The organism is Streptomyces sp. NPDC001407, assembly GCF_042895325.1.
In the GTDB taxonomy this organism is placed as follows: Bacteria; Actinomycetota; Actinomycetes; order Streptomycetales; family Streptomycetaceae; genus Streptomyces.
Genome location: NZ_JBIAWF010000036.1, coordinates 15,596 through 38,589, shown reverse-complemented (window position 1 = coordinate 38,589; position 22,994 = coordinate 15,596). Strand labels below are relative to the sequence as shown.

20 protein-coding genes, 1 pseudogene and 1 riboswitch are annotated in these 22,994 nt (G+C 71.3%); of the genes and pseudogenes, 13 read left to right on the top strand and 8 right to left on the bottom strand.

The genetic code is table 11. The features are described 5' to 3' along the window. Positions 1-128 precede the first annotated feature (128 nt). A complete protein-coding gene (locus ACFY1P_RS32665; protein ID WP_361525283.1) occupies positions 129-668 on the top strand; it encodes a helix-turn-helix domain-containing protein in 540 nt (179 codons plus the stop codon). Positions 669-818: 150 nt separating this feature from the next. Here ACFY1P_RS32665 and ACFY1P_RS32660 read toward each other — a convergent pair. Further along, a pseudogene (locus tag ACFY1P_RS32660) lies at positions 819-1,334 on the bottom strand (peptidoglycan DD-metalloendopeptidase family protein); the annotation flags it as partial. A 314-nt stretch (positions 1,335-1,648) separates the two neighbouring features. Here ACFY1P_RS32660 and rpsB point away from each other — a divergent pair. From rpsB to ACFY1P_RS32615, 9 genes are all read left to right on the top strand, one after another. Continuing rightward, positions 1,649-2,509 carry a 30S ribosomal protein S2 gene (gene rpsB / locus ACFY1P_RS32655; protein ID WP_361525229.1) on the top strand — a complete coding sequence of 287 codons (861 nt, stop codon included), beginning with the start codon at positions 1,649-1,651 and terminating at the stop codon, positions 2,507-2,509. A 95-nt stretch (positions 2,510-2,604) separates the two neighbouring features. After that, positions 2,605-3,441, top strand: coding sequence for a translation elongation factor Ts (tsf, locus tag ACFY1P_RS32650; RefSeq protein ID WP_361525231.1), 837 nt, complete (start codon positions 2,605-2,607; stop codon positions 3,439-3,441). 163 nt (positions 3,442-3,604) lie between these two features. Next, entirely contained in the window at positions 3,605-4,384 is a 780-nt protein-coding gene (gene pyrH, locus ACFY1P_RS32645; protein ID WP_390752660.1) for a UMP kinase, read from the top strand. Between the two features lie 170 nt (positions 4,385-4,554). Further along, the gene (gene frr, locus ACFY1P_RS32640) at positions 4,555-5,112 is read left to right on the top strand and encodes a ribosome recycling factor (protein WP_361525237.1); all 558 of its coding nucleotides are present in this window, start codon (positions 4,555-4,557) and stop codon (positions 5,110-5,112) included. After that, on the top strand, positions 5,112-6,233 hold the full coding sequence (locus tag ACFY1P_RS32635) for a phosphatidate cytidylyltransferase (protein WP_390752659.1): 1,122 nt from the start codon (positions 5,112-5,114) through the stop codon (positions 6,231-6,233). The genes frr and ACFY1P_RS32635 overlap by 1 nt, the downstream gene beginning before the upstream one ends. Positions 6,234-6,321: 88 nt before the next feature. Further along, positions 6,322-7,428 carry a 23S rRNA (adenine(2503)-C(2))-methyltransferase RlmN gene (gene rlmN, locus ACFY1P_RS32630; RefSeq protein ID WP_361525243.1) on the top strand — a complete coding sequence of 369 codons (1,107 nt, stop codon included), beginning with the start codon at positions 6,322-6,324 and terminating at the stop codon, positions 7,426-7,428. Between the two features lie 69 nt (positions 7,429-7,497). Then, positions 7,498-7,602: riboswitch (TPP riboswitch) on the top strand. Next, positions 7,598-8,683 (top strand): thiamine ABC transporter substrate binding subunit, encoded by a 1,086-nt coding sequence (locus ACFY1P_RS32625; RefSeq protein ID WP_390752658.1) that lies wholly within the window; start codon positions 7,598-7,600, stop codon positions 8,681-8,683. Its footprint overlaps the riboswitch before it by 5 nt. Before the next feature lie 89 nt (positions 8,684-8,772). Next, positions 8,773-10,383, top strand: a complete 1,611-nt coding sequence (locus ACFY1P_RS32620) for an ABC transporter permease (protein ID WP_390752667.1) — start codon at positions 8,773-8,775, stop codon at positions 10,381-10,383. Continuing rightward, positions 10,384-11,412: an ABC transporter ATP-binding protein gene (locus ACFY1P_RS32615; protein ID WP_390752657.1), complete on the top strand. Its 1,029-nt coding sequence runs from the start codon at positions 10,384-10,386 to the stop codon at positions 11,410-11,412. 74 nt (positions 11,413-11,486) lie between these two features. Here ACFY1P_RS32615 and ACFY1P_RS32610 read toward each other — a convergent pair whose 3' ends face one another. The 5 genes from ACFY1P_RS32610 to ACFY1P_RS32590 all read right to left on the bottom strand — a co-directional run bounded on the left by ACFY1P_RS32610 (position 11,487) and on the right by ACFY1P_RS32590 (position 16,864). Further along, positions 11,487-12,410: a hypothetical protein gene (locus ACFY1P_RS32610; RefSeq protein WP_390752656.1), complete on the bottom strand. Its 924-nt coding sequence runs from the start codon at positions 12,408-12,410 to the stop codon at positions 11,487-11,489. A 318-nt stretch (positions 12,411-12,728) separates the two neighbouring features. After that, a complete protein-coding gene (locus ACFY1P_RS32605; protein WP_361525258.1) occupies positions 12,729-13,946 on the bottom strand; it encodes a hypothetical protein in 1,218 nt (405 codons plus the stop codon). Further along, positions 13,928-14,665, bottom strand: a complete 738-nt coding sequence (locus tag ACFY1P_RS32600; RefSeq protein WP_361525261.1) for an ATP-binding cassette domain-containing protein — start codon at positions 14,663-14,665, stop codon at positions 13,928-13,930. The genes ACFY1P_RS32605 and ACFY1P_RS32600 overlap by 19 nt, the downstream gene beginning before the upstream one ends. A 331-nt stretch (positions 14,666-14,996) precedes the next feature. Continuing rightward, positions 14,997-16,376, bottom strand: coding sequence for an aspartate aminotransferase family protein (locus ACFY1P_RS32595; protein WP_361525264.1), 1,380 nt, complete (start codon positions 16,374-16,376; stop codon positions 14,997-14,999). Further along, positions 16,361-16,864, bottom strand: a complete 504-nt coding sequence (locus tag ACFY1P_RS32590) for an Lrp/AsnC family transcriptional regulator (RefSeq protein ID WP_390752655.1) — start codon at positions 16,862-16,864, stop codon at positions 16,361-16,363. The genes ACFY1P_RS32595 and ACFY1P_RS32590 overlap by 16 nt, the downstream gene beginning before the upstream one ends. A gap of 163 nt (positions 16,865-17,027) precedes the next feature. On the opposite strand from ACFY1P_RS32590, the gene ACFY1P_RS32585 reads away from it, so the two are divergent. From ACFY1P_RS32585 to ACFY1P_RS32575, 3 genes are all read left to right on the top strand, one after another. Beyond that, the gene (locus tag ACFY1P_RS32585; protein ID WP_361525269.1) at positions 17,028-18,479 is read left to right on the top strand and encodes a gamma-aminobutyraldehyde dehydrogenase; all 1,452 of its coding nucleotides are present in this window, start codon (positions 17,028-17,030) and stop codon (positions 18,477-18,479) included. Positions 18,480-18,819: 340 nt separating this feature from the next. Continuing rightward, the gene (locus tag ACFY1P_RS32580) at positions 18,820-19,986 is read left to right on the top strand and encodes a spermidine/putrescine ABC transporter substrate-binding protein (RefSeq protein WP_390752666.1); all 1,167 of its coding nucleotides are present in this window, start codon (positions 18,820-18,822) and stop codon (positions 19,984-19,986) included. Between the two features lie 222 nt (positions 19,987-20,208). Further along, on the top strand, positions 20,209-21,108 hold the full coding sequence (locus ACFY1P_RS32575; RefSeq protein WP_361535058.1) for a hypothetical protein: 900 nt from the start codon (positions 20,209-20,211) through the stop codon (positions 21,106-21,108). 37 nt (positions 21,109-21,145) lie between these two features. Here the strand turns inward: ACFY1P_RS32575 and ACFY1P_RS32570 are convergent, their stop codons facing one another. Both ACFY1P_RS32570 and ACFY1P_RS32565 read right to left on the bottom strand, forming a co-directional pair. Then, a complete protein-coding gene (locus ACFY1P_RS32570) occupies positions 21,146-21,877 on the bottom strand; it encodes a glycerophosphodiester phosphodiesterase (protein WP_361535061.1) in 732 nt (243 codons plus the stop codon). Positions 21,878-21,912: 35 nt separating this feature from the next. Further along, positions 21,913-22,935, bottom strand: a complete 1,023-nt coding sequence (locus ACFY1P_RS32565; RefSeq protein WP_361535064.1) for an adenosine deaminase — start codon at positions 22,933-22,935, stop codon at positions 21,913-21,915. Between the last annotated feature and the right edge of the window lie 59 nt (positions 22,936-22,994).

The window sequence follows — 22,994 nt, the reverse complement described above, 5'->3', positions numbered from 1 at the left end:
GCTTTCACGGGCCCGCTCCGGCCGCCTCCTGCGGGAAACGTGCCGTCGCCGTCGTCCCGGTCGGCGGATATCCGTAAAGTGGAGGCGTGCCCAGGATTCGAGCGGCCTCGGTGGCCGAGCACCGGACGATGCAGCGCGACGCCTTGCTGGACGCCGCACGCTCCCTGCTGTCCGAAGGCGGTACGGAGGCGCTGACCTTCCCCGCGCTGGCCGAGCGCACCGGGCTGGCACGGTCCTCCGTCTATGAGTACTTCCGGTCGCGCGCCGCGGTGGTCGAGGAGCTGTGTGCCGTCGACTTCCCCGTCTGGGCCGCCGAGGTCGAGGCCGCGATGGAGCGCGCCGAGACCCCCGAGGCGAAGATCGAGGCGTATGTGCGCCGGCAGCTGGCGCTCGTCGGCGACCGGCGGCACCGCGCCGTTGTCGCGATCTCCGCGGGCGAGCTGGACTCCGGCGCGCGGGAGAAGATCCGTGCCGCGCACGGTGGGCTGGTGGCCATGGTCGTCGAGGCCCTCGTCGCCCTCGGCCATGAGCAGCCCCGCCTCGCCGCGATGCTCCTCCAGGGAGTGGTCGACGCCGCGGTCCGCCGCATCGAGCTCGGTGCGGCCGAGGAGCCGCACCACATCACCGAGGCGGCCGTCTCCATGGCCCTGCGCGGGGTCCGGGGCTGAGACCCGCGCGAGGAGCGCCCCGAGCGGTCCGGTGAGCGGCAGCAGCCGGGACGGCGGGCGGCGGAGCATCCACGGCGGCAGCAGCGTCAGGGGATCGAGGTAGGTGTCCCCGCGGAGCAGCCCCCAGTGCAGGCAGCCGGCCGGGCAGTGGAAGGGGCCCGCCGACACGGTGCCCACCGGCTGCCCCGCGGCCACCTGATCGCCCTCGCGGACGCCCGGCCGCACCGGTTCATAGGTGATCCGCAGCGGTGGGTCGCCCGTCCCGGACAGGGTGACGGCCACGACTCCCCGGCCCGCGACCGTGCCGGCGAAGGACACCGTCCCGGGGGCGGCCGCGCGCACCGGCTGCCCCGCCCTGGTGTCGAGATCCACCCCGCGGTGGCCCGCCGCCCAGCGCACCGGAGGCGGGTCCCACGCCCGTACGACCAAGGGGCGGGGGCCGTGTGCCCCGGCGACCGGCCACGCCCGGTCACCAGCGGCGGCCCCGCCCGGCCCCGGAGGGCCCTTGGCGGCGGCCACGGCGGTGACCGTGAACGGCGCGGAGGCCGTGAGGTGCGGGTCCCAGGTGAAACGTGTGACGACGCAGGCGAGGAGCGCGGTCACGGTCAGCAAGACGCTCAGGGCCGCCGAGGCCGCGGCCCCGGGGCATCGCGTGGAAGATCGCATGCGAGAACGGTGACGCACGGCGCCGATTCGTGGGGATCTTGACCAGGATCTGTGGACTACTCGCGGGTTGTGCACAACGTCGTCACCCGGGCCTTCCCGGGTCCCGTACACTTCTCATGGCGATCCGGGTCACCGGATCGACTTCGCACGCCCCGCTACCGGCGCGTCAGTCCCTTTCGGGCAGCCCGGTGGCCGTGTCTCTCGGTCCGCGGAACGGTTCCTCGCAAGGGTGCCTTTCACGGCGGGCACGTCGGGGCGTCAGGAGCGGCGGCCGCCCGGCCGCCGTGGAACCGAGTATTTCAAGGAGCGCGGCCATGGCCGTCGTCACGATGCGGGAGCTGCTGGAGAGCGGCGTCCACTTCGGTCACCAGACCCGTCGTTGGAACCCGAAGATGAAGCGTTTCATCTTCACGGAGCGCAACGGCATCTACATCATCGACCTGCTCCAGTCGCTGTCGTACATCGACCGCGCCTACGAGTTCGTCAAGGAGACCGTCGCGCACGGTGGCTCCATCATGTTCGTCGGCACGAAGAAGCAGGCCCAGGAGGCCATCGCCGAGCAGGCGACCCGCGTCGGGATGCCGTACGTCAACCAGCGCTGGCTGGGCGGCATGCTCACCAACTTCTCGACCGTCTACAAGCGCCTCCAGCGCCTGAAGGAGCTCGAGCTCATCGACTTCGAGGATGTGGCCGCCTCCGGCCTCACCAAGAAGGAGCTGCTCGTCCTCTCCCGCGAGAAGACCAAGCTCGAGAAGACCCTCGGCGGTATCCGCGAGATGCAGAAGGTGCCCAGCGCCGTCTGGATCGTGGACACCAAGAAGGAGCACATCGCCGTCGGTGAGGCGCGCAAGCTGCGCATCCCGGTCGTCGCGATCCTCGACACCAACTGCGACCCCGACGAGGTCGACTACAAGATCCCGGGCAACGACGACGCGATCCGCTCCGTCACGCTGCTCACCCGCGTGATCGCCGACGCCGTCGCCGAGGGCCTCATCGCCCGCTCCGGTGCCGCCACCGGTGACGCCAAGGCCGACAAGGCCGCCGGCGAGCCGCTCGCCGAGTGGGAGCGCGACCTGCTCGAGGGCGAGAAGAAGGCTGACGAGACCGAGGCTCCGGCCGCCGAGGCCGAGAAGGCCGTCGAGGCCGAGAAGCCGGCCACGGACGAGCAGGCCTGACAACTCAGTCGCGGTAGATGACGGCGGGGGCCGGCGCGAGCGCGCCGCCCCCGTCGCGCACCCGTAGTCACAACGACTTCCGAGAGAGATTCACCATGGCGAACTTCACCGCCGCTGACGTCAAGAAGCTCCGCGAGCTCACCGGCGCCGGCATGATGGACTGCAAGAAGGCGCTGGACGAGGCGGCCGGCGACCTGGACAAGGCCGTCGAGATCGTCCGCGTCAAGGGCCTGAAGGGCGTGGCCAAGCGCGAGAGCCGCACCACCTCGAACGGTGCCGTCGTCTCGGTCATCGCCGACGACAACACCTCCGGTGTGCTCGTCGAGCTGAAGTGCGAGACCGACTTCGTCGCCAAGGGCGAGAAGTTCATCGCCGTCGCCGAGACCCTGGCCGCCCACGTCGCCAAGACCGCTCCGGCGGACCTCGAGGCGCTCATGGCGTCCGAGATCGAGGCCGGCAAGACCGTCCAGGCGTTCGTGGACGAGGCCAACGCCACCCTCGGTGAGAAGATCGTCGTCGACCGCTTCGCGCTGTTCGCCGACGGCTTCGTCTCCGCGTACATGCACCGCACCGCCGCGGACCTCCCGCCGCAGGTCGGCGTCCTGGTCGAGCTCGACAAGGACAACGCCGAGGTCGCCAAGGACATCGCGCAGCACATCGCCGCGTTCGCGCCGAAGTTCCTCTCCCGCGAGGACATCCCGGCCGACGTGCTCGAGAACGAGCGCCGCGTCGCCGAGGCCACCGCCCGCGAGGAGGGCAAGCCCGAGGCCGCCCTGCCGAAGATCATCGAGGGTCGCGTCACCGGCTTCGTCAAGGAGAACTCCGTTCTCGAGCAGGCGTTCGCCAAGGACAACAAGAAGACCGTCCAGAAGGTTCTGGACGAGGCCGGTGTCACGCTGAAGCGCTTCGCGCGCATCCGCGTCGGCGCCTGAGCCGTCAGCAGGGCAGCGAATGACCTGCGACCCGCTAGGGTCGTACGCAGCCGACCCTTCACCGGTCGGCCGCTGATGTGACGAGGAGGCCATTGCCGTACAGGGATCTGATAAAGACCCATCCGGCAATGGCCTTCTTCGTATGTGCACGAGGAGATCTCCAATGAATCAGGGTGCGGACGCCCGGCCGGTAGCCGACGACAAAAGCGACGACCACGGCAAACGCCGACGGTTTATGCTCAAACTGTCCGGCGAGGCATTCGCCGGCGGCGGGGGCCTCGGTGTCGACCCCGATGTCGTGCACGCCATCGCTCGCGAGATCGCGGCAGTCGTCCGCGAGGGCTACGAGATCGCCGTCGTCATCGGCGGCGGCAACTTCTTCCGCGGCGCCGAGCTCCAGCAGCGCGGCATGGACCGGGCCCGCTCGGACTACATGGGCATGCTCGGCACCGTGATGAACTCGCTCGCCCTCCAGGACTTCCTGGTCAAGGAAGGCGTCGAGACGCGGGTGCAGACCGGCATCACCATGGGCCAGGTCGCCGAGCCGTTCATCCCGCTGCGCGCGGTGCGCCACCTGGAGAAGGGCCGCGTCGTCATCTTCGGCGCCGGCATGGGCATGCCCTACTTCTCCACCGACACCACCGCCGCCCAGCGCGCCCTGGAGATCCACGCCGAGGCGATCCTGATGGGCAAGAACGGCGTCGACGGCGTCTACGACTCCGACCCGAAGAAGAACCCCGACGCGGTGAAGTTCGACGCGCTGGAGTACAGCGAGGTGCTCTCGCGCGGCCTCAAGGTCGCCGACGCCACCGCCATCTCCCTGTGCATGGACAACCAGGTGCCGATCCTCGTCTTCGAGCTGCTCGCCGAGGGCAACATCGCCCGTGCGGTCAAGGGTGAGAAGATCGGCACGCTCGTGAGCGACCAGAGCACGCGGGCCTGACGGCCCGGACGACCGCCGTCCTGGGCTGTCACGCCGCACAGGGACGGCAACACCGTGCCGTGGGAAGACCCCGGCACGGGGATGGACAACTGCCTGCCGGTCGGACACCGTGCAGGAGAAGACGCGCGCAGGGGCGAGGCTCTGCTTACTGATAACACCAGGAGCAAGTGGTGATCGAAGAGATCCTCCTCGAGGCCGAGGAGAAGATGGAGAAGGCCGTTGTGGTCGCCAAGGAGGACTTCGCGGCGATTCGCACCGGGCGTGCGCACCCCGCGATGTTCAACAAGATCGTGGCGGATTACTACGGCGCGCTGACGCCCATCAACCAGCTGGCGTCCTTCTCGGTGCCGGAACCGCGCATGGCCGTGGTGACGCCCTTCGACAAGAGCGCACTGCGCAATATCGAGCAGGCCATTCGCGACTCGGACCTCGGTGTCAACCCGAGCAACGACGGCAACATCATCCGGGTGACGTTCCCGGAGCTGACCGAGCAGCGCCGCCGGGAGTACGTCAAGGTCGCCAAGACCAAGGCCGAGGACGCCAAGGTCTCGATCCGTTCCATCCGCCGCAAGGCCAAGGACGCCCTGGACAAGCTCGTCAAGGACAAGGAGTCCGGCGAGGACGAGGTGCGCCGCGCGGAGAAGGAGCTCGACGACACCACCGCGAAGTACGTCGCGCAGGTGGACGAGCTGCTCAAGCACAAGGAAGCCGAGCTCCTCGAGGTCTGATGAACGACACATCCTGGGGGGCCCCGTCGAGCACCGGGTACTGGGGGTCCACCGACCGCGGACCCTCCCCCTCGCTCGGAGGGGACGTGCGCCCGGGCTCGGCGGGTCCTGTGCATGAGGCGGGCGCCGCGGCGCAGACTCGGCCCATGCCCATCGTGCCCTCCTCAGGCGGAGATCAGGAAGACCGTGACGAGGGGGCCGCCCACCTGCGCGGCCCTCTGTTCCGTGATGAACAGGAGCCCGACATCCGGCCCCAGGATTCTGCCCCGGAGCCTGCAGCCCCCCAGGCGCCCAAGGCCGGGAAGAAGAGCGCCGGCCGCGACCTCCGGGCCGCGATAGGGGTGGGACTGGGCCTCGGCGCGGTCATTCTCGCCTCCCTGTTCATCTACAAGCCCGTCTTCCTCGGCGTGATCGTCGTCGCGGTCGTCGTCGGGCTGTGGGAGCTGACCTCCCGACTGGCCGAGCGGAAGGCCGTCAAGGCCCCCCTGGTGCCGCTCGCGCTCGGCGGCGCCGCCATGGTCATCGCCGGCTACGCGAGCGGTGCCGAGGGCGCGTGGGTGGCCATGGCCTTCACCGCGCTCGCCGTGCTCGTGTGGCGGATGCCGGAGCAGCCGGACGGTTACCTCAGGGATGTCACGGCGGGCATCTTCGCCGCGTTCTACGTGCCGTTCCTGGCCACGTTCGTGGCCCTGATGCTGGCCGCGGGCGACGGCGCGTGGCGGGTGCTCACCTTCCTGATCCTGACGGTCGTCAGCGACACCGGTGCGTACGCGGTGGGCTGGAAGTTCGGCAAGCGCAAGCTGGCGCCGCGCATCAGCCCCGGCAAGACGCGTGAGGGCCTGCTCGGGGCCGTCCTGTTCGCCATGGTGGCGGGCGCGCTGTGCATGCGCTTCCTGATCGACGACGGCAAGTGGTGGCAGGGCCTGCTGCTCGGCCTCGCCGTCGCGGTCAGCGCCACGCTGGGCGACCTCGGCGAGTCCATGATCAAGCGCGACCTGGGGATCAAGGACATGGGTGCCCTGCTGCCCGGCCACGGCGGGATCATGGACCGGCTGGACTCCCTGCTGCCGACCGCCCCGGTGGTGTGGCTGCTGATGGTGGTCTTCGTCGGCAGCGCATAGGGCTCCGGCCTGCGCTTTCCTCGGTGAGGGGCTCGTTGTCCACAGGACGGCGGGCCCCTCTCCGCACGTCTGCGACACTGGTAGGACCATGCCTGCACCTGGAGAACTCACTTTCGTCGCGCCGCGCGGGGCCAAGCAGCCCCCGCGGCACCTTGCCGATCTCTCGCCCGCCGAGCGCCGCGAGGCGGTTGCCGCGATCGGCGAGAAGCCGTTCCGTGCGAAGCAGCTGTCGCAGCACTATTTCGCCCGGTACGCACACGACCCCGCGGCATGGACCGACATCCCCGCCGCCTCCCGCGAGAAGCTCGCGGCCGAGCTGCTGCCCGAGCTGATGAGTGTCGTCCGGCACATCTCGTGCGACGACGACACCACCCGCAAGACCCTCTGGCGGCTGCACGACGGCAAGCTGGTGGAGTCGGTGCTGATGCGCTACCCCGACCGGGTCACCATGTGCATCAGCTCCCAGGCCGGCTGCGGGATGAACTGCCCGTTCTGCGCCACCGGCCAGGCCGGCCTCGACCGCAATCTGTCGGCCGCCGAGATCGTGCACCAGATCGTGGACGGCATGCGCGCGCTGCGCGACGGCGAGGTGCCCGGCGGGCCCGCGCGCCTGTCCAACATCGTCTTCATGGGCATGGGCGAGCCGCTCGCCAACTACAAGCGGGTCGTCGGCGCCATCCGCCGGCTCACCGACCCCGAGCCCGACGGCCTCGGCCTCTCCCAGCGCGGCATCACCGTCTCCACCGTCGGTCTGGTCCCCGCGATGCACCGCTTCGCCGACGAGGGCTTCAAGTGCCGCCTCGCGGTCTCGCTGCACGCGCCCGACGACGAGCTGCGCGACACCCTGGTGCCGGTCAACACCCGCTGGAAGGTCCGCGAGGTCCTCGACGCCGCCTGGGAGTACGCGGAGAAGTCAGGCCGCCGCATCTCCATCGAGTACGCCCTGATCCGTGACATCAACGACCAGGCGTGGCGCGGTGACCTGCTCGGCCGGCTCCTCAAGGGCAAGCGTGTGCACGTCAACCTCATCCCGCTCAACCCCACCCCGGGGTCGAAGTGGACGGCCTCCCGGCCGGAGGACGAGCGGGCGTTCGTCCAGGCGATCGCCGCGCACGGCGTGCCGGTGACCGTCCGCGACACCCGTGGCCAGGAGATCGACGGCGCCTGCGGACAGCTGGCGGCGGCCGAGCGCTGAGCGCGGCCCCGAAGCGGCACTGATACGGTGCCATCGCGCCTCCGCGCGCACGAACGAACGCACAAATGAACACTCCGACAGGGGAGCGCGAGAGCGCTGAGAGTGCGGCACGGGCCGCAGACCCTCGGACCTGATCCGGGTCATACCGGCGTAGGGAGTCAATCGCACCATGAACACCAACCTCCGGCGTGCCCTCGGCGCGGCGGCCGCCGTCGCGCTCGGCCTGCCCGCGCTGGCCGCCTGTGGCTCGGGCGGCTCCGACAAGGCCGACGGCGGCAAGACCGTCACCCTCGTCTCGCACGACTCGTTCCAGATCTCGGACAGTGTGCTCAAGGACTTCGAGAAGCAGAGCGGCTACACCGTCAAGACGGTCAAGAGCGGTGACGCCGGAGCGGCGGTCAACCAGGCGATCCTGTCCGCCAGGCACCCGCAGGGCGACGTCTTCTTCGGCGTCGACAACACCCTCCTGTCGCGTGCCCTGGACAAGAACCTCTTCACGCCGTACGAGGCCAAGGGCCTGGACCGCGTCCCCAAGGACCTCCAGCTCGACGCCGCGCAGCACCGGGTCACGCCGATCGACACCGGTGACATCTGCGTCAACTACGACCGCGCGTATTTCGACGGCCACAAGCTGGCCCCGCCGCAGTCCTTCGACGACCTGATCAAGCCGGAGTACAAGGACCTCCTCGTCACGGAGAACTCCGCGACGTCCTCGCCCGGCCTCGCCTTCCAGCTCGGCAGCATCGCCAGGTACGGCGACGCCGGCTGGCAGGACTACTGGAAGAAGCTCAAGGCCAACGGCGTCGAGGTGGTCGACGGCTGGGAGCAGGCGTACAACCAGCGCTTCTCCGGCTCCGCCGCGGGGCGGAAGGCCAAGGGCGACAAGCCGCTGGTCGTCTCCTATGCCTCCAGCCCGCCCGCCGAGGTGATGGACGTGAAGCCGGAGCCGAAGGAGGCCCCGACCGGCGTCGCGACCGGCACGTGCTTCCGGCAGATCGAATTCGCCGGGCTGCTGTCCGGCGCGAAGAACACCGAGGGCGGCAAGGCGCTGATCGACTTCCTGCTGGGCAAGAAGTTCCAGGAGGACATGCCGCTGACCATGTTCGTCAAGCCCGCCGCCCAGGACGCCGCGCTACCGGAGCTGTTCACCAAATACGGCGCGAAGGTCACCGACCCCGCGACGCTCGCCCCCGAGAAGATCGCCAAGAACCGCGAGCAGTGGGTCAAGGCATGGTCCTCGATCGTCCTGAAGTAGACGTCACGGCAAGGCCGCCCAAGGCCCCCCGGACCGCCTCCGGGCGGCCCGGGAGGTCCCTCCGGCCGACGGTGGTGCGGCTCGGCCTGATGGCCGTGCCGCTCGCCTTCTTCGGGGTCTTCTTCGCCTATCCCGTCACCGCGATCGTCTCCCGCGGGCTCAAGGACGGCGGGCACTGGCAGTTCGGCCGCATCGGCGAGGTCGTCACCGATCCCGCGACCGGCCACGTCCTGTGGTTCACCACCTGGCAGGCCCTCGCCTCCACCGCGCTGACCCTCGCACTCGCGCTCCCCGGCGCGTACGTCTTCGCGCGTTTCGACTTCCCCGGCAAGCAGCTGCTGCGGGCCGTGGTCACCGTCCCCTTCGTCCTGCCGACCGTCGTCGTCGGCTCGGCGTTCCTGGCGCTGCTGGGGCGCGGCGGGCTGCTGGACGAGCTGTGGGGCGTGCGCCTGGACACCACCGTGTGGGCGATCCTCCTCGCCCACGTCTTCTTCAACTACGCCGTGGTCGTACGGACCGTGGGCGGCCTCTGGGCGCAGCTCGACCCGCGCCAGGAAGAGGCCGCGCGGGTCCTGGGAGCCGGGCGCTTCGCCGCCTGGCGGCGGGTGACACTGCCCGCGCTGGCGCCCGCCGTGGCCGCCGCCGCGCTGATGGTCTTCCTCTTCACCTTCACCTCCTTCGGCGTCGTGCAGATCCTGGGCGGCCCGCGCTACTCCACGCTGGAAGTGGAGATCTATCAGCAGACCGCGCAGCTGCTGGACCTGCCGACCGCGGCCGTGCTCACCCTCGTGCAGTTCGTCGCGGTGGCCGTGCTGCTCGTGGTGCACGGCCGGACCGTACGCCGCAGGGAGTCCGCCCTGAGGCTCGTCGACGCCGCGCGGACCGCCCGCAGGCCGCGAGGTGCGGCGCAGTGGGCGCTGCTCGGCTCAGTGCTCGCGGTGATCGCGCTGCTGGTGCTGGTGCCGCTCGTCCTCACCCTGCGCTCCTTCGACGGGCCCGACGGCTACGGACTCGCCTTCTACCGCGCCCTCGCCTCGGCGGGCGACAACGGCGGCACGTTCGTCGTCGCCCCGCTGGAGGCCATCGGCAATTCGCTGTCGTACGCGCTGGCGGCCACCGGCATCGCGGTGGTCGTGGGCGGCCTGGCGGCCGCCGCGCTCACCCGACGGGCGGGGAAGCTCGTCCGCGGCTTCGACGCGCTGCTGATGCTGCCGCTCGGCACCTCCGCCGTGACCGTCGGCTTCGGCTTCCTGATCACCCTGGACGAGCCGCCGCTGGACCTGCGCACGTCGTGGATCCTGGTGCCGCTCGCACAGGCCCTGGTGGGCGTGCCGTTCGTCGTGCGGACCATGCTGCCCGTGCTGCGCGCGGTGGACGCCCGGCTGCGCGAGGCCGCCGCCGTGCTCGGCGCCTCACCGCTGCGCGCCTGGCGCGAGGTCGACCTGCCGCTGGTGGGCCGCGCCCTGGCGGTCGCGGCCGGCTTCGCGTTCGCCGTGTCACTGGGCGAGTTCGGCGCGACCGTCTTCATCGCCCGGCCCGACAACCCGACGCTGCCCGTGGCCGTGGCCCGTCTGCTGGGCCGGCCCGGGGAGCTCAACTACGGCCAGGCGATGGCCCTCAGCACGATCCTGATGCTGGTGTGCGCGGCGGCGCTGCTGGTTCTGGAGCGCGTACGCACCGACCGTTCGGGAGAGTTCTAGATGTCCCTGCTGCGACTGGACGGCGTGACCGTCCGCTTCGGTGAGCGCGCGGCGCTGGACGCGGTGGACCTCCAGGTCGCCGAGCACGAGACGGTGTGTGTGCTCGGGCCGAGCGGCAGCGGCAAGTCCACCCTGCTGCGGGTGGTGGCCGGTCTCCAGCGGGCGGACGCCGGGCGGGTGTTCCTCTCGGGGAACGACCAGAGCGGTGTGCCGACACACCGGCGCGAGGTGGGCCTGATGTTCCAGGACCACCAGCTCTTCCCGCAGCGGGACGTGGGCGGCAACGTCGGCTTCGGCCTGCGCATGCGCGGGACCGGGCGCGCCGAGGCGGCGCACCGGGTGGCCGAACTGCTCGACATGGTGGGGCTGCCGGGCGCCCAGCGGCGGTCCGTCGCGGCGCTGTCGGGCGGCGAGCAGCAGCGCGTCGCGCTCGCCCGCGCGCTCGCCCCGCGGCCGCGCCTGCTGATGCTCGACGAGCCGCTGGGCCAGCTCGACCGGAGCCTGCGCGAGCGCCTCGTGGTGGAGCTCCGGGAGCTCTTCGGGCGGCTGGGCACCACCGTGCTGGCCGTCACCCACGACCAGGGCGAGGCGTTCGCGCTCGCCGACCGGGTCGTGGTGATGCGGGACGGCCGGATCGCGCAGGCCGGGACTCCGCTGGAGGTCTGGCAGCGGCCGGCGTCGGAGTTCGTGGCCCGTTTTCTCGGCTTCGACAACGTGGTCGAGGCGACGGTCCGCGGGGAGCGCGCCGACACGGTGTGGGGCAAGGTCCCGGTGCCTGCCGGGACCCCTGACGGGCGCTGCCGGCTGCTCGTACGGCCCGCCGGTGTGCGCCTGGCACCGGAGGCGGAAGGGCTGCCCTGCACGGTCACCGGGCGGACGTTCCGGGGCGATCACGTGGTGCTGCTGCTCCGGCCGTCAAAGGGCCCGGAGCTGGAGGCCGCGTGCGGGCTGCGGGAGGCACCGGAGGCGGGCGACCGGGTGGGCGTGGTGTTCCGCGCCGACGACGTGGTCGTGCTGGGCGGTTCCTGACCGTACGGGAACGGGCCGGGCGCCTGGTCCGTGAGGACAGGCGGCCGGCCCGTTTTCGTGGGTTTACCGGTGCGTCAGCCGCTTACTGTCGGCTGGAGTTCCCTGGGCTCCGGTTCCGCCTCCGGCGCGCCCTCCGGTTCGCCGAACCACGCGACCGCCACCGCGCCGGTCACCGCCAGCAGGAAGCCGAGCACCGCGACCCAGGCGAAGCCGGGACGGGAGCTGTCGCCGAGCAGGAGGACGCCGATGATGCCCGGCAGGACGGTCTCACCGACGACCAGGGCCGCGGTGGCGCCGTTGACGGAGCCGATCTGGAGCGCGACGGTGTGCAGGTACATGCCGACGGCGCCGGATATGAGGATGGCGTAGAGGGCCGGGTCCGCGAGCAGGGTGGGCAGATCGAACGGGTCGATGCCGTCCAGGACGCGCACGCCCACGCCGATCGCGCCGAAGCCGAGGCCGGACAGCAGACCGGCGAGGATCGCGGCCCGCGAGCCCATCAGGCGCACGGCCAGCGTGCCGCCGCCCATCAGCACGACCGAGATGACCAGCAGCCACCAGTGGGTGGACCGCGCGGCGTCACCGCCGCCCTCGTGGCCCGCGGCGGTCGCCAGCAGCACCAGCGCGGAGCAGACCACGCCGATGGACGCCCACTCCGGCTTGGTCAGCCGGATGCCCAGGAGCTTGATGCTCAGCAGGGCGGTGACGACGAGGTTGGCGCTGATGACGGTCTGGGACAGGAACAACGGCAGCATCCGCGCGGCCAGCGCGCCGAGCCCGAAGCCTATGAAGTCCAAGACCGTGCCGACCATGAACTCCCAGGTCACAGCGGCCTTCGCGGTGGAGGAGAGGCTCGGCCCGCCGTGCTGGGTGGTGCCTGTGGACGAGGCGGTGGCGGCCTCGCGGCGGGCCGATTTCCGCGATCCCACGGCTTGCAGGACCGAACCCGTTCCATAACAGGCCGAGGCCGCGACAGCCGTCACTAGGCCGATGATCACCAATTGCTCCGTTCGCCTGATAAACCGTCGTGCTTCTGAGCCAGACGTGCTTTTCGGCGCGGAAGTTGCCTTGGGTCAAGAAAAGGTCAAGAACGGGTCCGTGGAGGGACCGCGATACCGGCCGCCCATGGGGCCGGCCGCCCGCGCCGGTGCTCCTTCACGAAAGTCCACCGGCGCGGTCCGGCCCGTCATGAGCCGCCCGCGGCCGACGCCTCCGGCAGGGGCCACGCGGGAAGCGTACGCGTGCGGTGCGCACGGCCGGTCGGCGCCATCGGCCCACCGGCCTGTCAGCGGTGAGCTCTCAGGTGGCGCCGTCCGTCATCTGGTCATGGGCAGAGCCGCCAGTTCGGCGATCGCCCAGGTCAGCGGGGTGAGCACGGCCAGCAGCACACAGGTGCGCAGCACGGCCGCGCCCCGGAGCATCGAGACGGGGAGCCCCAGGCGCTGGAGCGCCGCCGTGGTGCCCGCGCGGTTCTGCCGGCTGTCCAGGGCGGCGGTGATCGCGGTGGCGGTGACACAGGCCATCACCAGGGCAGCGCCGAGACCGGTCAGCGGGCCGAAGGGGCGGGGCCCGCTCTCCCAGGCCGCGCCGTAGAGCTCCGCCGCCGCGAGGGCGCCCGAGGCCACGGCGCACAGCACTCCGAGCGGCCGGCCGATCCGGGTGGCCGCGTCCTGCAGTATGCGCCCGGCCAGCAGCCGCACGGCGCCGGGCCGCCCGGCCGACAGCAGGACCCCGCACCAGTGCGTCAGGCCCGGCCCGGCGAGGACGAGCCCGAGGGAGGCGAGGAGCCAGCCGCCGATGACGCCGGGGGAGGTGCCGTCGGCGCGGCCGGGCAGCGACAGCAGGGTGTCGGGGTCGGGGGCCGGGCCGCGGCCCACGTATGCCTCCATCGCGAGGCCGACCGAGATGATCGCGATGCCCCAGGGCAGCCCGGCGTAGGCGGGCTTGGGAGCGGGCGGGACGGTGGGCGGTGCCACGGGTGCCTCCGCCTCGGGGTCCACCGGCTGCGGGCCGGCCGCGGCCTCCTTGCGCGGGCGCAGCACGACGGCGCACGTGGCCGCCGCGAGGACCGGCAGCAGGCCGAGGAGGGTCAGCGTCGCGCCCCACGGCAGGTGCGCGTGCCCGTCCAGCAGCCCTTCGGCTGAGCCGCTGAGCGGGGTGCCGCCGAGGTCGCCGCGGAGCTCCAGGTAGACCAGCAGGGCGAGGCCGCTGCCGAGCGTGCAGGAGATCGCCGTCGAGGCCGCCGCGAGGAGGGACATCCGCACCGGCCCGAGCCCGGCCGCGTCCAGCCCCGCGCGCGGGCGGGTGGAGGGGTCCGTACGGGCCACGGCGAGGGCGAACTGCACGACGGCGGCGAGCGGTACGGCGCACCACACCAGCCGTACGACGGACTGCCCGGTCGCCTTCGGATGGGCCACCGCGTACCCGAGGGTGCACAGCAGCAGGAAGCCGACGCCCGCCGCGGCCGCCACGACCAGCAGTCTTCGCAGCAGGACGAGGGGGTGGGCGCCGAGCGCTAGGCGGAGACTGAGCACGCCGCCCTGCCCTCTCCGCCGGGCGCGTCGGGCGCCGGGATGCCGCTGGCCCGGCGGCCGTCGGCCAGGGCGACCGTGCGGTCGGCGAGCGTGGCGATCTCGTCGTCCAGGGTGGCGATGACGACCGTGATCTGGTGCGAGCGCGCGGCCGTCGTCAGGGTGCGCAGCACCTGTGCCCGGTCGGCGTTGTGCAGCGGCGCGGTGGGCTCGTCGGCGAAGATGACGGTCGGTTCGGTGGCCAGCGCGCGGGCGATGGCGATCCGCTGACGCTGTGCCATCAGCATGGCGGCCGGGCGCTTGCGGGCGCAGTCGCCGACGTCGAGGCGCTCCAGCCACTCACCGGCGGTCCGCTTGGCGGCCCGGTGTCCGATGCCGCGCAGCAGCAGCGGCAGGGCGGCGTTCTCCCAGCCGCTGAGCTCCGGGACGAGATGGGGCTCGCTGTCGATCCAGCCGAACCGCTCCCGGCGCAGCCGCTCCCGGGCGGGGCGCGAAAGGGTGTGCACGGGCGCGCTGTTGAACCACACCTCACCGGGCGTGGGCAGCAGCTGGCCCGACAGGCATTTCAGGAGTGTGCTCTTCCCGGAACCACGTGTCCCGGTGACGGCGAGGATCTCGCCCTCACGTACGCCCACGGAGACCCCGGCGAGAGCGGGGGAGCCGTCGTACGCGTAATGCAGGCCACGTGCCCAGAGCACGTCATTGTCCGGCGGGGCCACCATATCGAGCACCTCGGGTCGCTTGAGAGGGTCCGTTCCCCTGTCCGGGTGAACGAACCGGAGGCCATTGGGTCACTGGCACCGTACGGAACCGGGATCCTAGCCCTCGCCCAGGCTCGGCGCTGGAGGGCCCTATTTCCTCCGGTCGGCCTCATCCTCGGCACTCGCCCGTCCGTCGGAGCGCACGCGGGCGCCGGGTGCGAGCCGAGGTGCGGCCGGAGCGCGGTCGCTCCGGCCGGAAGCCGTGGCCCACGCGCGCGTGGGGCGAAGGGGGTCGCGCGAGGCCACGGCGGGAGGGACGGGCCGGCGGTGGGGACCGGCCTGTCCGGGTCGGTCAGATCCTGGTCCACGCCTCCGTGAGGACACCGCGGACTATCTGCTCGATCTCGTCGAAGGTCGACTGGTCGGCGACCAGCGGCGGCGAGAGCTGGATGACCGGGTCGCCGCGGTCGTCGGCCCGGCAGTAGAGGCCGTTCTCGAAGAGCTGCTTGGAGACGAAGCCGTAGAGCAGGCGCTCGCACTCCTCCGGTGTGAAGGACTGCTTGGTGGCCTTGTCCTTCACCAGCTCGATGCCGTAGAAGAAGCCGTTGCCCCGCACGTCGCCGACGATCGGCAGGTCGTTCAGCTTCGACAAAGTGGCGCGAAAGGCCGCCTCGTTGTCCAGAACGTGCTGGTTGAGGCCCTCGCGCTCGAAGATGTCGAGGTTGGCCAGCGCGACGGCGGCGGAGACCGGGTGACCGCCGAAGGTGTAGCCGTGCAGGAAGGTCGCGTCGCCCTTGAAGAAGGGCTCGGCGATCCGGTCGGAGATGACGGCCGCGCCGATCGGGGAGTAGCCCGACGTCATGCCCTTGGCGCAGGTGATGATGTCCGGGACGTAGCCGAACTTGTCGCACGCGAACATCGTGCCGAGGCGGCCGAAGGCGCAGATGACCTCGTCGGAGACCAGCAGGACGTTGTGGCGGTCGCAGATCTCGCGCACCCGCTGGAAGTAGCCGGGGGGCGGCGGGAAGCAGCCGCCGGCGTTCTGCACGGGCTCCAGGAAGACGGCGGCGACGGTGTCCGGGCCCTCGAAGAGGATCTCCTGCTCGATCTGGTCGGCGGCCCAGCGGCCGAACGCCTCGGGGTCGTCACCGTGGATCGGGGCGCGGTAGATGTTGGTGTTGGGCACCTTGTGCGCGCCGGGGACCAGCGGCTCGAAGGGAGCCTTGAGGGCCGGCAGGCCGGTGATGGACAGCGCGCCCTGCGGGGTGCCGTGGTAGGCGACGGCCCGTGAGATGACCTTGTACTTGGTGTGGTTGCCGGTCAGCTTGTGGAACTGCTTGGCCAGCTTCCACGCGGTCTCGACCGCCTCGCCGCCGCCGGTGGTGAAGAAGACCTTGTTGAGGTCGCCGGGGGCGTAGTGGGCCAGCCGCTCGGCCAGCTCGACGGCCTTGGGGTGGGCATAGCTCCACACCGGGAAGAAGGCCAGCTCCTGCGCCTGCTTGGCGGCGGCCTCCGCCAGCTCGCTCCGGCCGTGGCCGGCCTGGACCACGAACAGCCCGGCGAGGCCGTCGAGGTAGCGCTTTCCCTTGTCGTCGTAGATGTAGGTGCCCTCGCCGCGCACGATGGTGGGCACGGGGGCGTTCTCGTACGACGACATGCGGGTGAAGTGCATCCACAGGTGGTCGTACGCCGTCTGGGAGAGATCCTTGCTCACGGCTATCGGGTTCCCCATGTGTAGGTCTGCTTGCGGAGCTTGAGGTAGACGAAGCTCTCGGTGGAGCGCACACCGGGGAGGGTCCGGATGCGCTTGTTGATCATTTCGAGGAGGTGGTCGTCGTCCTCGCAGACGATCTCGACGAGGAGATCGAAGGAGCCGGCGGTCATCACCACGTACTCCACCTCGTCCATCGCGGTCAGGGCGTCGGCCACCGGGTCGAGGTCGCCCTCGACGTTGATGCCGACCATCGCCTGCCGCCGGAATCCGACGGTGAGCGGGTCGGTGACGGCGACGATCTGCATCACGCCCTGGTCGAGCAGCTTCTGCACCCGCTGCCGGACGGCCGCCTCGGACAGCCCGACCGCCTTGCCGATCGCCGCGTAGGGGCGGCGGCCGTCCTCCTGGAGTTGCTCGATGATCGCCAGGGAGACGGCGTCGATCGGGGGCGTGCCCTGCACGCTCTTCGGGTCTGCGCTACGAGTGGCCACGGACTCACTGTGCATGGGACTCGTCTGTGTGGCAAGCCCTGAGCGATGAAATTCGTTGTCGATCGCCTCGTGAATCACTGATTCCGTTGTTTCTGGGTGGTAGGTATGTCGAAAGCGTCGCCTCACTGACTAGGCTGGTGTCTCGCCCATCGGACAGCTGACAGAAAGGGTGGCGCACGTGACCACCGAGCTGCGTCGTCTTCGCAACTACATCGCCGGAGAATTCCGGGACGCCGCCGACGGGCGGACCACCGAGGTGGTCAGTCCCGTCACGGGCGAGGCGTACGCCACCGCGCCCCTGTCCGGTGCCGCCGACGTCGACGCCGCCATGGCCGCGGCCGAGGCGGCCTTCCCGGCCTGGCGCGACCTGGTGCCCGGCGACCGGCAGAAGGTCCTGCTCAAGATCGCCGACGCCTTCGAGGCGCGGGCCGAGGAGCTGATCGCCACCGAGTCGGAGAACACCGGCAAGCCGCTCGCGCTCACCCGCAGCGAAGAGATCCCGCCGATGGTGGACCAGATCCGCTTCTTCGCCGGTGCCGCCCGGATGCTGGAGGGCCGCTCCGCCGGCGAGTACATGGAGGGGATGACCTCCATCATCCGCCGGGAGCCGATCGGCGTCTGCGCGCAGGTCGCGCCGTGGAACTACCCGATGATGATGGCCGTGTGGAAGTTCGCCCCGGCGCTCGCCGCGGGCAACACCGTCGTCCTCAAGCCCTCCGACACCACGCCCGCCTCCACGCTCCTGATGGCCGAGATCATCGGCGGGGTGCTGGAGGAACTGGGCCACCCCAAGGGCGTCTTCAACGTGATCTGCGGCGACCGGGAGACCGGCCGCCTCATGGTGGAGCACCCGGTGCCCGCCATGGCCTCGATCACCGGCTCCGTGCGGGCCGGCATCCAGGTCGCGGCGTCCGCCTCCAAGGACGTCAAGCGCGTCCACCTGGAGCTCGGCGGCAAGGCGCCCGTCGTCGTCTTCGAGGACGCCGACATCGCCAAGGCCGTCGAGGACATCGCGGTGGCGGGCTACTTCAACGCGGGCCAGGACTGTACGGCCGCGACCCGCGTGCTGGTGCACGAGTCCGTGCACGACGAGTTCGTGACCGCGCTCGCCAAGGCGGCCGCCGACACCAGGACGGGCCTGCCGGACGACGAGGACGTGCTCTACGGCCCGCTCAACAACGCCAACCAGCTGAAGCAGGTGTCCGGCTTCATCGAGCGGCTGCCCGCCCACGCCAAGGTGGAGGCCGGCGGCCACCGCGTCGGCGAGCAGGGCTACTTCTTCGCGCCGACCGTCGTCTCCGGCCTCAAGCAGGACGACGAGATCATCCAGCACGAGGTCTTCGGCCCCGTCATCACCGTCCAGTCCTTCACGGACGAGGAGCAGGCCGTCACCTACGCCAACGGCGTCGAGTACGCCCTGGCCTCCTCGGTGTGGACCAAGGACCACGCGCGGGCCATGCGGATGTCCCGGCGGCTGGACTTCGGCTGCGTGTGGATCAACACCCACATCCCGCTCGTCGCCGAGATGCCGCACGGCGGCTTCAAGCAGTCCGGTTACGGCAAGGACCTCTCGGGCTACAGCTTCGACGACTACACGCGCATCAAGCACGTGATGACCTCGCTGGACTGATCCTCCAGGCCACCGGCCGCGGCCCCCACCGGAACCCTCCGGCGGGGGCCGCGGCCGTTTCCCCGAGGCTTTTCCGAGGCGCCGGGAGCCCCCGGCGTGGCCCCGCTCACGCCGCTCGCCACGGGCGTCGGCGGCGGTCCCGGTCGCCGGTACCATCGAACGCTCGGGCGAGGTGCCCAGTGGAACCCGCCGGCCCGGCACGCGATCGGAATCCGCTCGTCCAGGCGCTCCGCCCCGTCAAGGTGTCGGGGGAGGGGAGCCGCTCCCGGACAGGCCGTACATTGTCCGCGAAGATCTGAACCGCCATGCTGCCGAAATGCGAGTGAGCCCCGTGAACACGCTGTCCCGCCGGTCCCTGCTGCGCGCGCTCGGTGCCGGCGCGGGGGCCGCCGCACTCGCCGGATGCGGGGTGCCCGCCGCGTACGTCCAGCCGGGCGACCGGGCCGCCGCGCGGGACCGGTCCGGGAGCGACAAGCGGCTCGTCTTCGCCAACTGGCCGCTCTACATCGACACCGACGAGAAGGACCCCCAGCGCCGGCCCACGCTGGAGGGCTTCGAGAAGAGCAGCGGGATCTCGGTGAAGTACACCGAGGAGATCAACGACAACGACGAGTTCTTCGGCAAGATCAGCCCCGCCCTGATGAACCACCAGGAGACCGGCCGGGACCTCGTCGTCGTCAGCGACTGGATGTGCGCGCGCTACGTCCGCCTGGGCTGGGTCCAGGAGATGGACCGCTCCCGTCAGCCGAACGTGGAGCGGCGGCTCGACCCCCTGCTGCGCAAGCCGCACTTCGACCCCGGCCGGCTGCACAGCGTCCCCTGGCAGTCCGGCATCACCGGTATCGCCTACAACCGCAAGAAGCTCGGCCGCGAGATCCGGCACACCTCCGACCTGTGGAAGAGCGACCTCCGCGGGCGGGTCACCCTGCTCGCCGGGATGGACGAGGCGTTCTCGCTGCTCATGCAGGGCAACGGCGCGGACGTCACCCGCTGGACCGCCGACGACTTCCACACCATGGCCGACCAGCTCCGCGACCTGGTCCGCAAGCGCCATATCCGCCGCTTCACCGGCAACGACTACATCAAGGACCTCTCCTCCGGGGACGTCCTGGCGTGCCAGGCATACTCCGGCGACGTCATCCAGCTCCAGGCCGACAACCCCGACATCGAGTTCGTCGTCCCGGAGGAGGGCGCGGAGCTGTGGGCCGAGAGCCTGATGATCCCCAACCTCGCCCGTCACAAGCGCAACGCGGAAGACCTCATCGACTACTACTACCGGCCCGACGTCGCGGCCCGGCTGGCGGCCGCGGTCAATTACGTCTGCCCGGTGCCCGACGCCCGTGAGGTGCTCGCCTCGTCCAAGGACAAGGACCTCGCCGCGCTCGCCGAGAATCCGCTGATCTTCCCCAGTCAGGAGATGCGCAATCGGCTCGCCACCGCCCGCGACATGACGGCCCGGGAGCGCCCCGGGTTCACCAAGGAGTGGAACGAGATCGTCGGTCTCTGAGCGCGGCCTCCGGGTTGCTCGGGGAGCCTCAAGAGGGCCTCGGCGTAAGGGGATTGAGGGTGGCCGATTTCGTTTCCCCGCGGAAATTCCGCCACCGAATCCGTCGCCGAATCCGGTCTTGACCAGTGATCTCGCGGATGGCCAGACTATCGCAATCGCCGAGAGGTCATCGGCGTGCAGACCACCGGGGGAGTGATCGCACTGAACGGCAACAGTTTCGGCATGCCCGCACGACCCTCCATCGCCGAGGCCCTGGAAGCCTTGCCCCAGACCGGCCGCCGGACCGGAAGCGGACCGGACATCGACGCGGCGCACGAGGAGATCTTCGCGCCGGACGCCCGGCAGGAGGACCGGGAAGCGGCCCTGCTGTCCTGGCTGGACCAGGCGCGGCCGTGCTCGTACGGCCGGTTCGTGGCGAGGATCGGCCATCCGCCGGGCGGCCGGCGGCGCAAGGGCCTCGACCTCTGCTGGATCCTGGAGGAAGACCTCGCTCAAGGCCATGACCACGTCGCCGCCAAGGTGTGGACGGCCCGTGCCGCCTGGAAGCGGCGGGCGGTCAACGGCGAGTCCAGCGCCTTCCTGATCGTCTTCAGCGACAGGCGGCTCGCGTTCGCCCGACCGAGCCGCCAACTGGGCGAGCTCTGCCGTGCTTTGGCCGGCACCTATCTCTCCGAGTGCGCGCCGGTCGAGTACGACACCGTCTACGCCGAGGCGCTGCCCCTGCGGCGGCCCGACGGGCGGGTGTCCCTCTTCAAGGCGGGCACCCGGCTGCTCTACACGGGAGCGCACGGGAGCGCACGGCACGAGCGCCGGATCCCCGGCGGCGTGGCGATCTCGGTCAACTCACCCGGCCACTACGCCCATTCGCTCGGCCATCGCGGGTTCGTGCCGGGGCCGGAGGCGGCGTCCGCGCCGTACCGCGTGGATGTGCTCGTGCCCCGCGGCATCGCCGGGGACGACGCCGGCGGATGGCGGGAGGCGGGCGCGGAGGCGCTGCGGCTGGACTGCCTCACGCCCAGGGAGTTCTCCGTGAGCGATCCCGAGCACGGGTGGTCGAGCGGACTGCCCATCGGGGACGACGCGGTGCTGACCAACCCCTGGGAGCCCGTGGGAGTGGGCTGAGCCCGGCAGCGCGCGTCGCGAGGGTCCCGTCCGGCCGTCAAGCGCCGGACGGGCCCGGCACCAGCGAGCGCAGCGTCCTGATGCGGTTGGTGGTGATGGAGTCCACGCCCGCCGCCAGCAGGCGGCGCATCGTGCGGCGCGTGTCGGCCGTCCACGCCGAGACCAGGAAGCCCCGGGCGTGGTGGGCCGCGACGAGTTCCGGGCTCAGCAGCCCGAAGCGGTAGTTGATCCACGCCGGGCGCACCCGGTCGAGCAGGGCCGCGCGCGGCGGGGCGAGCGTCGTCCAGGTGAGCGCGATCTCGGCCTCCGGGTCCGCCCGGCGGACGGCGAGCATCGACTCGGGGCCACCGCAGTAGTACACCCGCCCGGCCGCCCCGCTCGCGTGGACCTCGGCCACTGCCGCCTCCGCGGCCGAGACGTCGGGCAGGTCGACGAAGAGGCGCCGGCCCGGGGCGGGTGCCTCCGCCCCGGCGAGCGCGAGCGCCTCGCGCAGCGTCGGTACCCCGCCGCCCGTCAGCCCCCGCAGCTCCTCTGCCGAGAGCGAGCCCAGGAACCGCGAGTGCTCCCACAGCCGTTCCAGCGTCGCGTCGTGCAGCAGCACGGGCACGCCGTCCCGCGTCAGCCGCACATCCACCTCGACCGCCTCCGCCCCCGCCAGCAGTGCCGAGCGGATCGAGGCGAGCGTGTTCTCGCGGTGCACGTACGGGTCGCCGCGGTGGGCGACGGCGGTGAAGGCGGGAGCGGAAGCCGTAGGGCGCGGGTTGAGCATGCCGTCATTGTGACCGGAGATCCGGCGCCGCGGCGTCAGTTCGGGCGGCCCGCGGTGTAGGCGTCGATCTCCGCGCGCAGCGCCGCCTTGCCTGCGGGGTCCATGAAGGACGCCTCGACCGCGTTCTTGGCCAGCTCGGCGACGCCCCGGGCGTCGAGGCCGAGCAGCCGGGCCGCGACCGCGTACTCCTGGTTGAGGTCCGTGCCGAACATCGGCGGGTCGTCGCTGTTGACGGTGACCAGGACGCCCGCCGCGAACATCTCCTTGACGGGATGCCGCTCCAGATCGGTGACCGCCCGGGTGGCCAGGTTGGAGGTGGGGCAGACCTCCAACGGGATGCGGTGCTCGGCGAGATGGGCCAGCAGCTTCGGGTCCTGCGGCGCGCTCGTGCCGTGGCCGATGCGCTCGGCGCGCAGGTCCACCAGGGCGTCCCAGATCGTCTGCGGGCCCGTGGTCTCCCCGGCGTGCGGGACGCTGTGCAGCCCGGCCGCGATGGCCCGGTCGAAGTACGGCTTGAACTGCGGCCGCGGCACCCCGATCTCCGGACCGCCGAGCCCGAAGGAGACGAGCCCCTCGGGCTTGAGGTCACAGGCGATCCGGGTCGTCTCCTCGGCGGCCTCCAGACCGGCCTCACCCGGGATGTCGAAGCACCAGCGCAGTATCACGCCCAGTTCGGCCTCGGCCGCCTTGCGGGCGTCCTCGATCGCCTCCACGAACGCCGCGTCCGGGATGCCGCGCCGCGTCGAGCTGTACGGAGTGACCGTCAGCTCGGCGTAGCGGATGTTCTGCCGGGCCATGTCGCGGGCGACCTCGTACGTCAGCAGCCGGACGTCCTCCGCGTCCCTGATGAGGTCGACCACCGACAGATACACCTCGATGAAGTGCGCGAAGTCGCGGAAGGTGAAGAAGTCCGCCAGCGCCTCGGGATCGGTGGGCACCGGCGAGTCGGGGTGGCGGGCGGCCAGCTCGGCGACGATGCGCGGGGACGCGGAACCGACGTGGTGCACGTGCAGCTCCGCCTTGGGGAGGCCGGCGATGAACGAGTCGAGTGCGGACATGCGGGCCTCCACGGCTGAGCGGTCGTCGGGTGGCGATCATCGTATGCGGGACGGGCGCC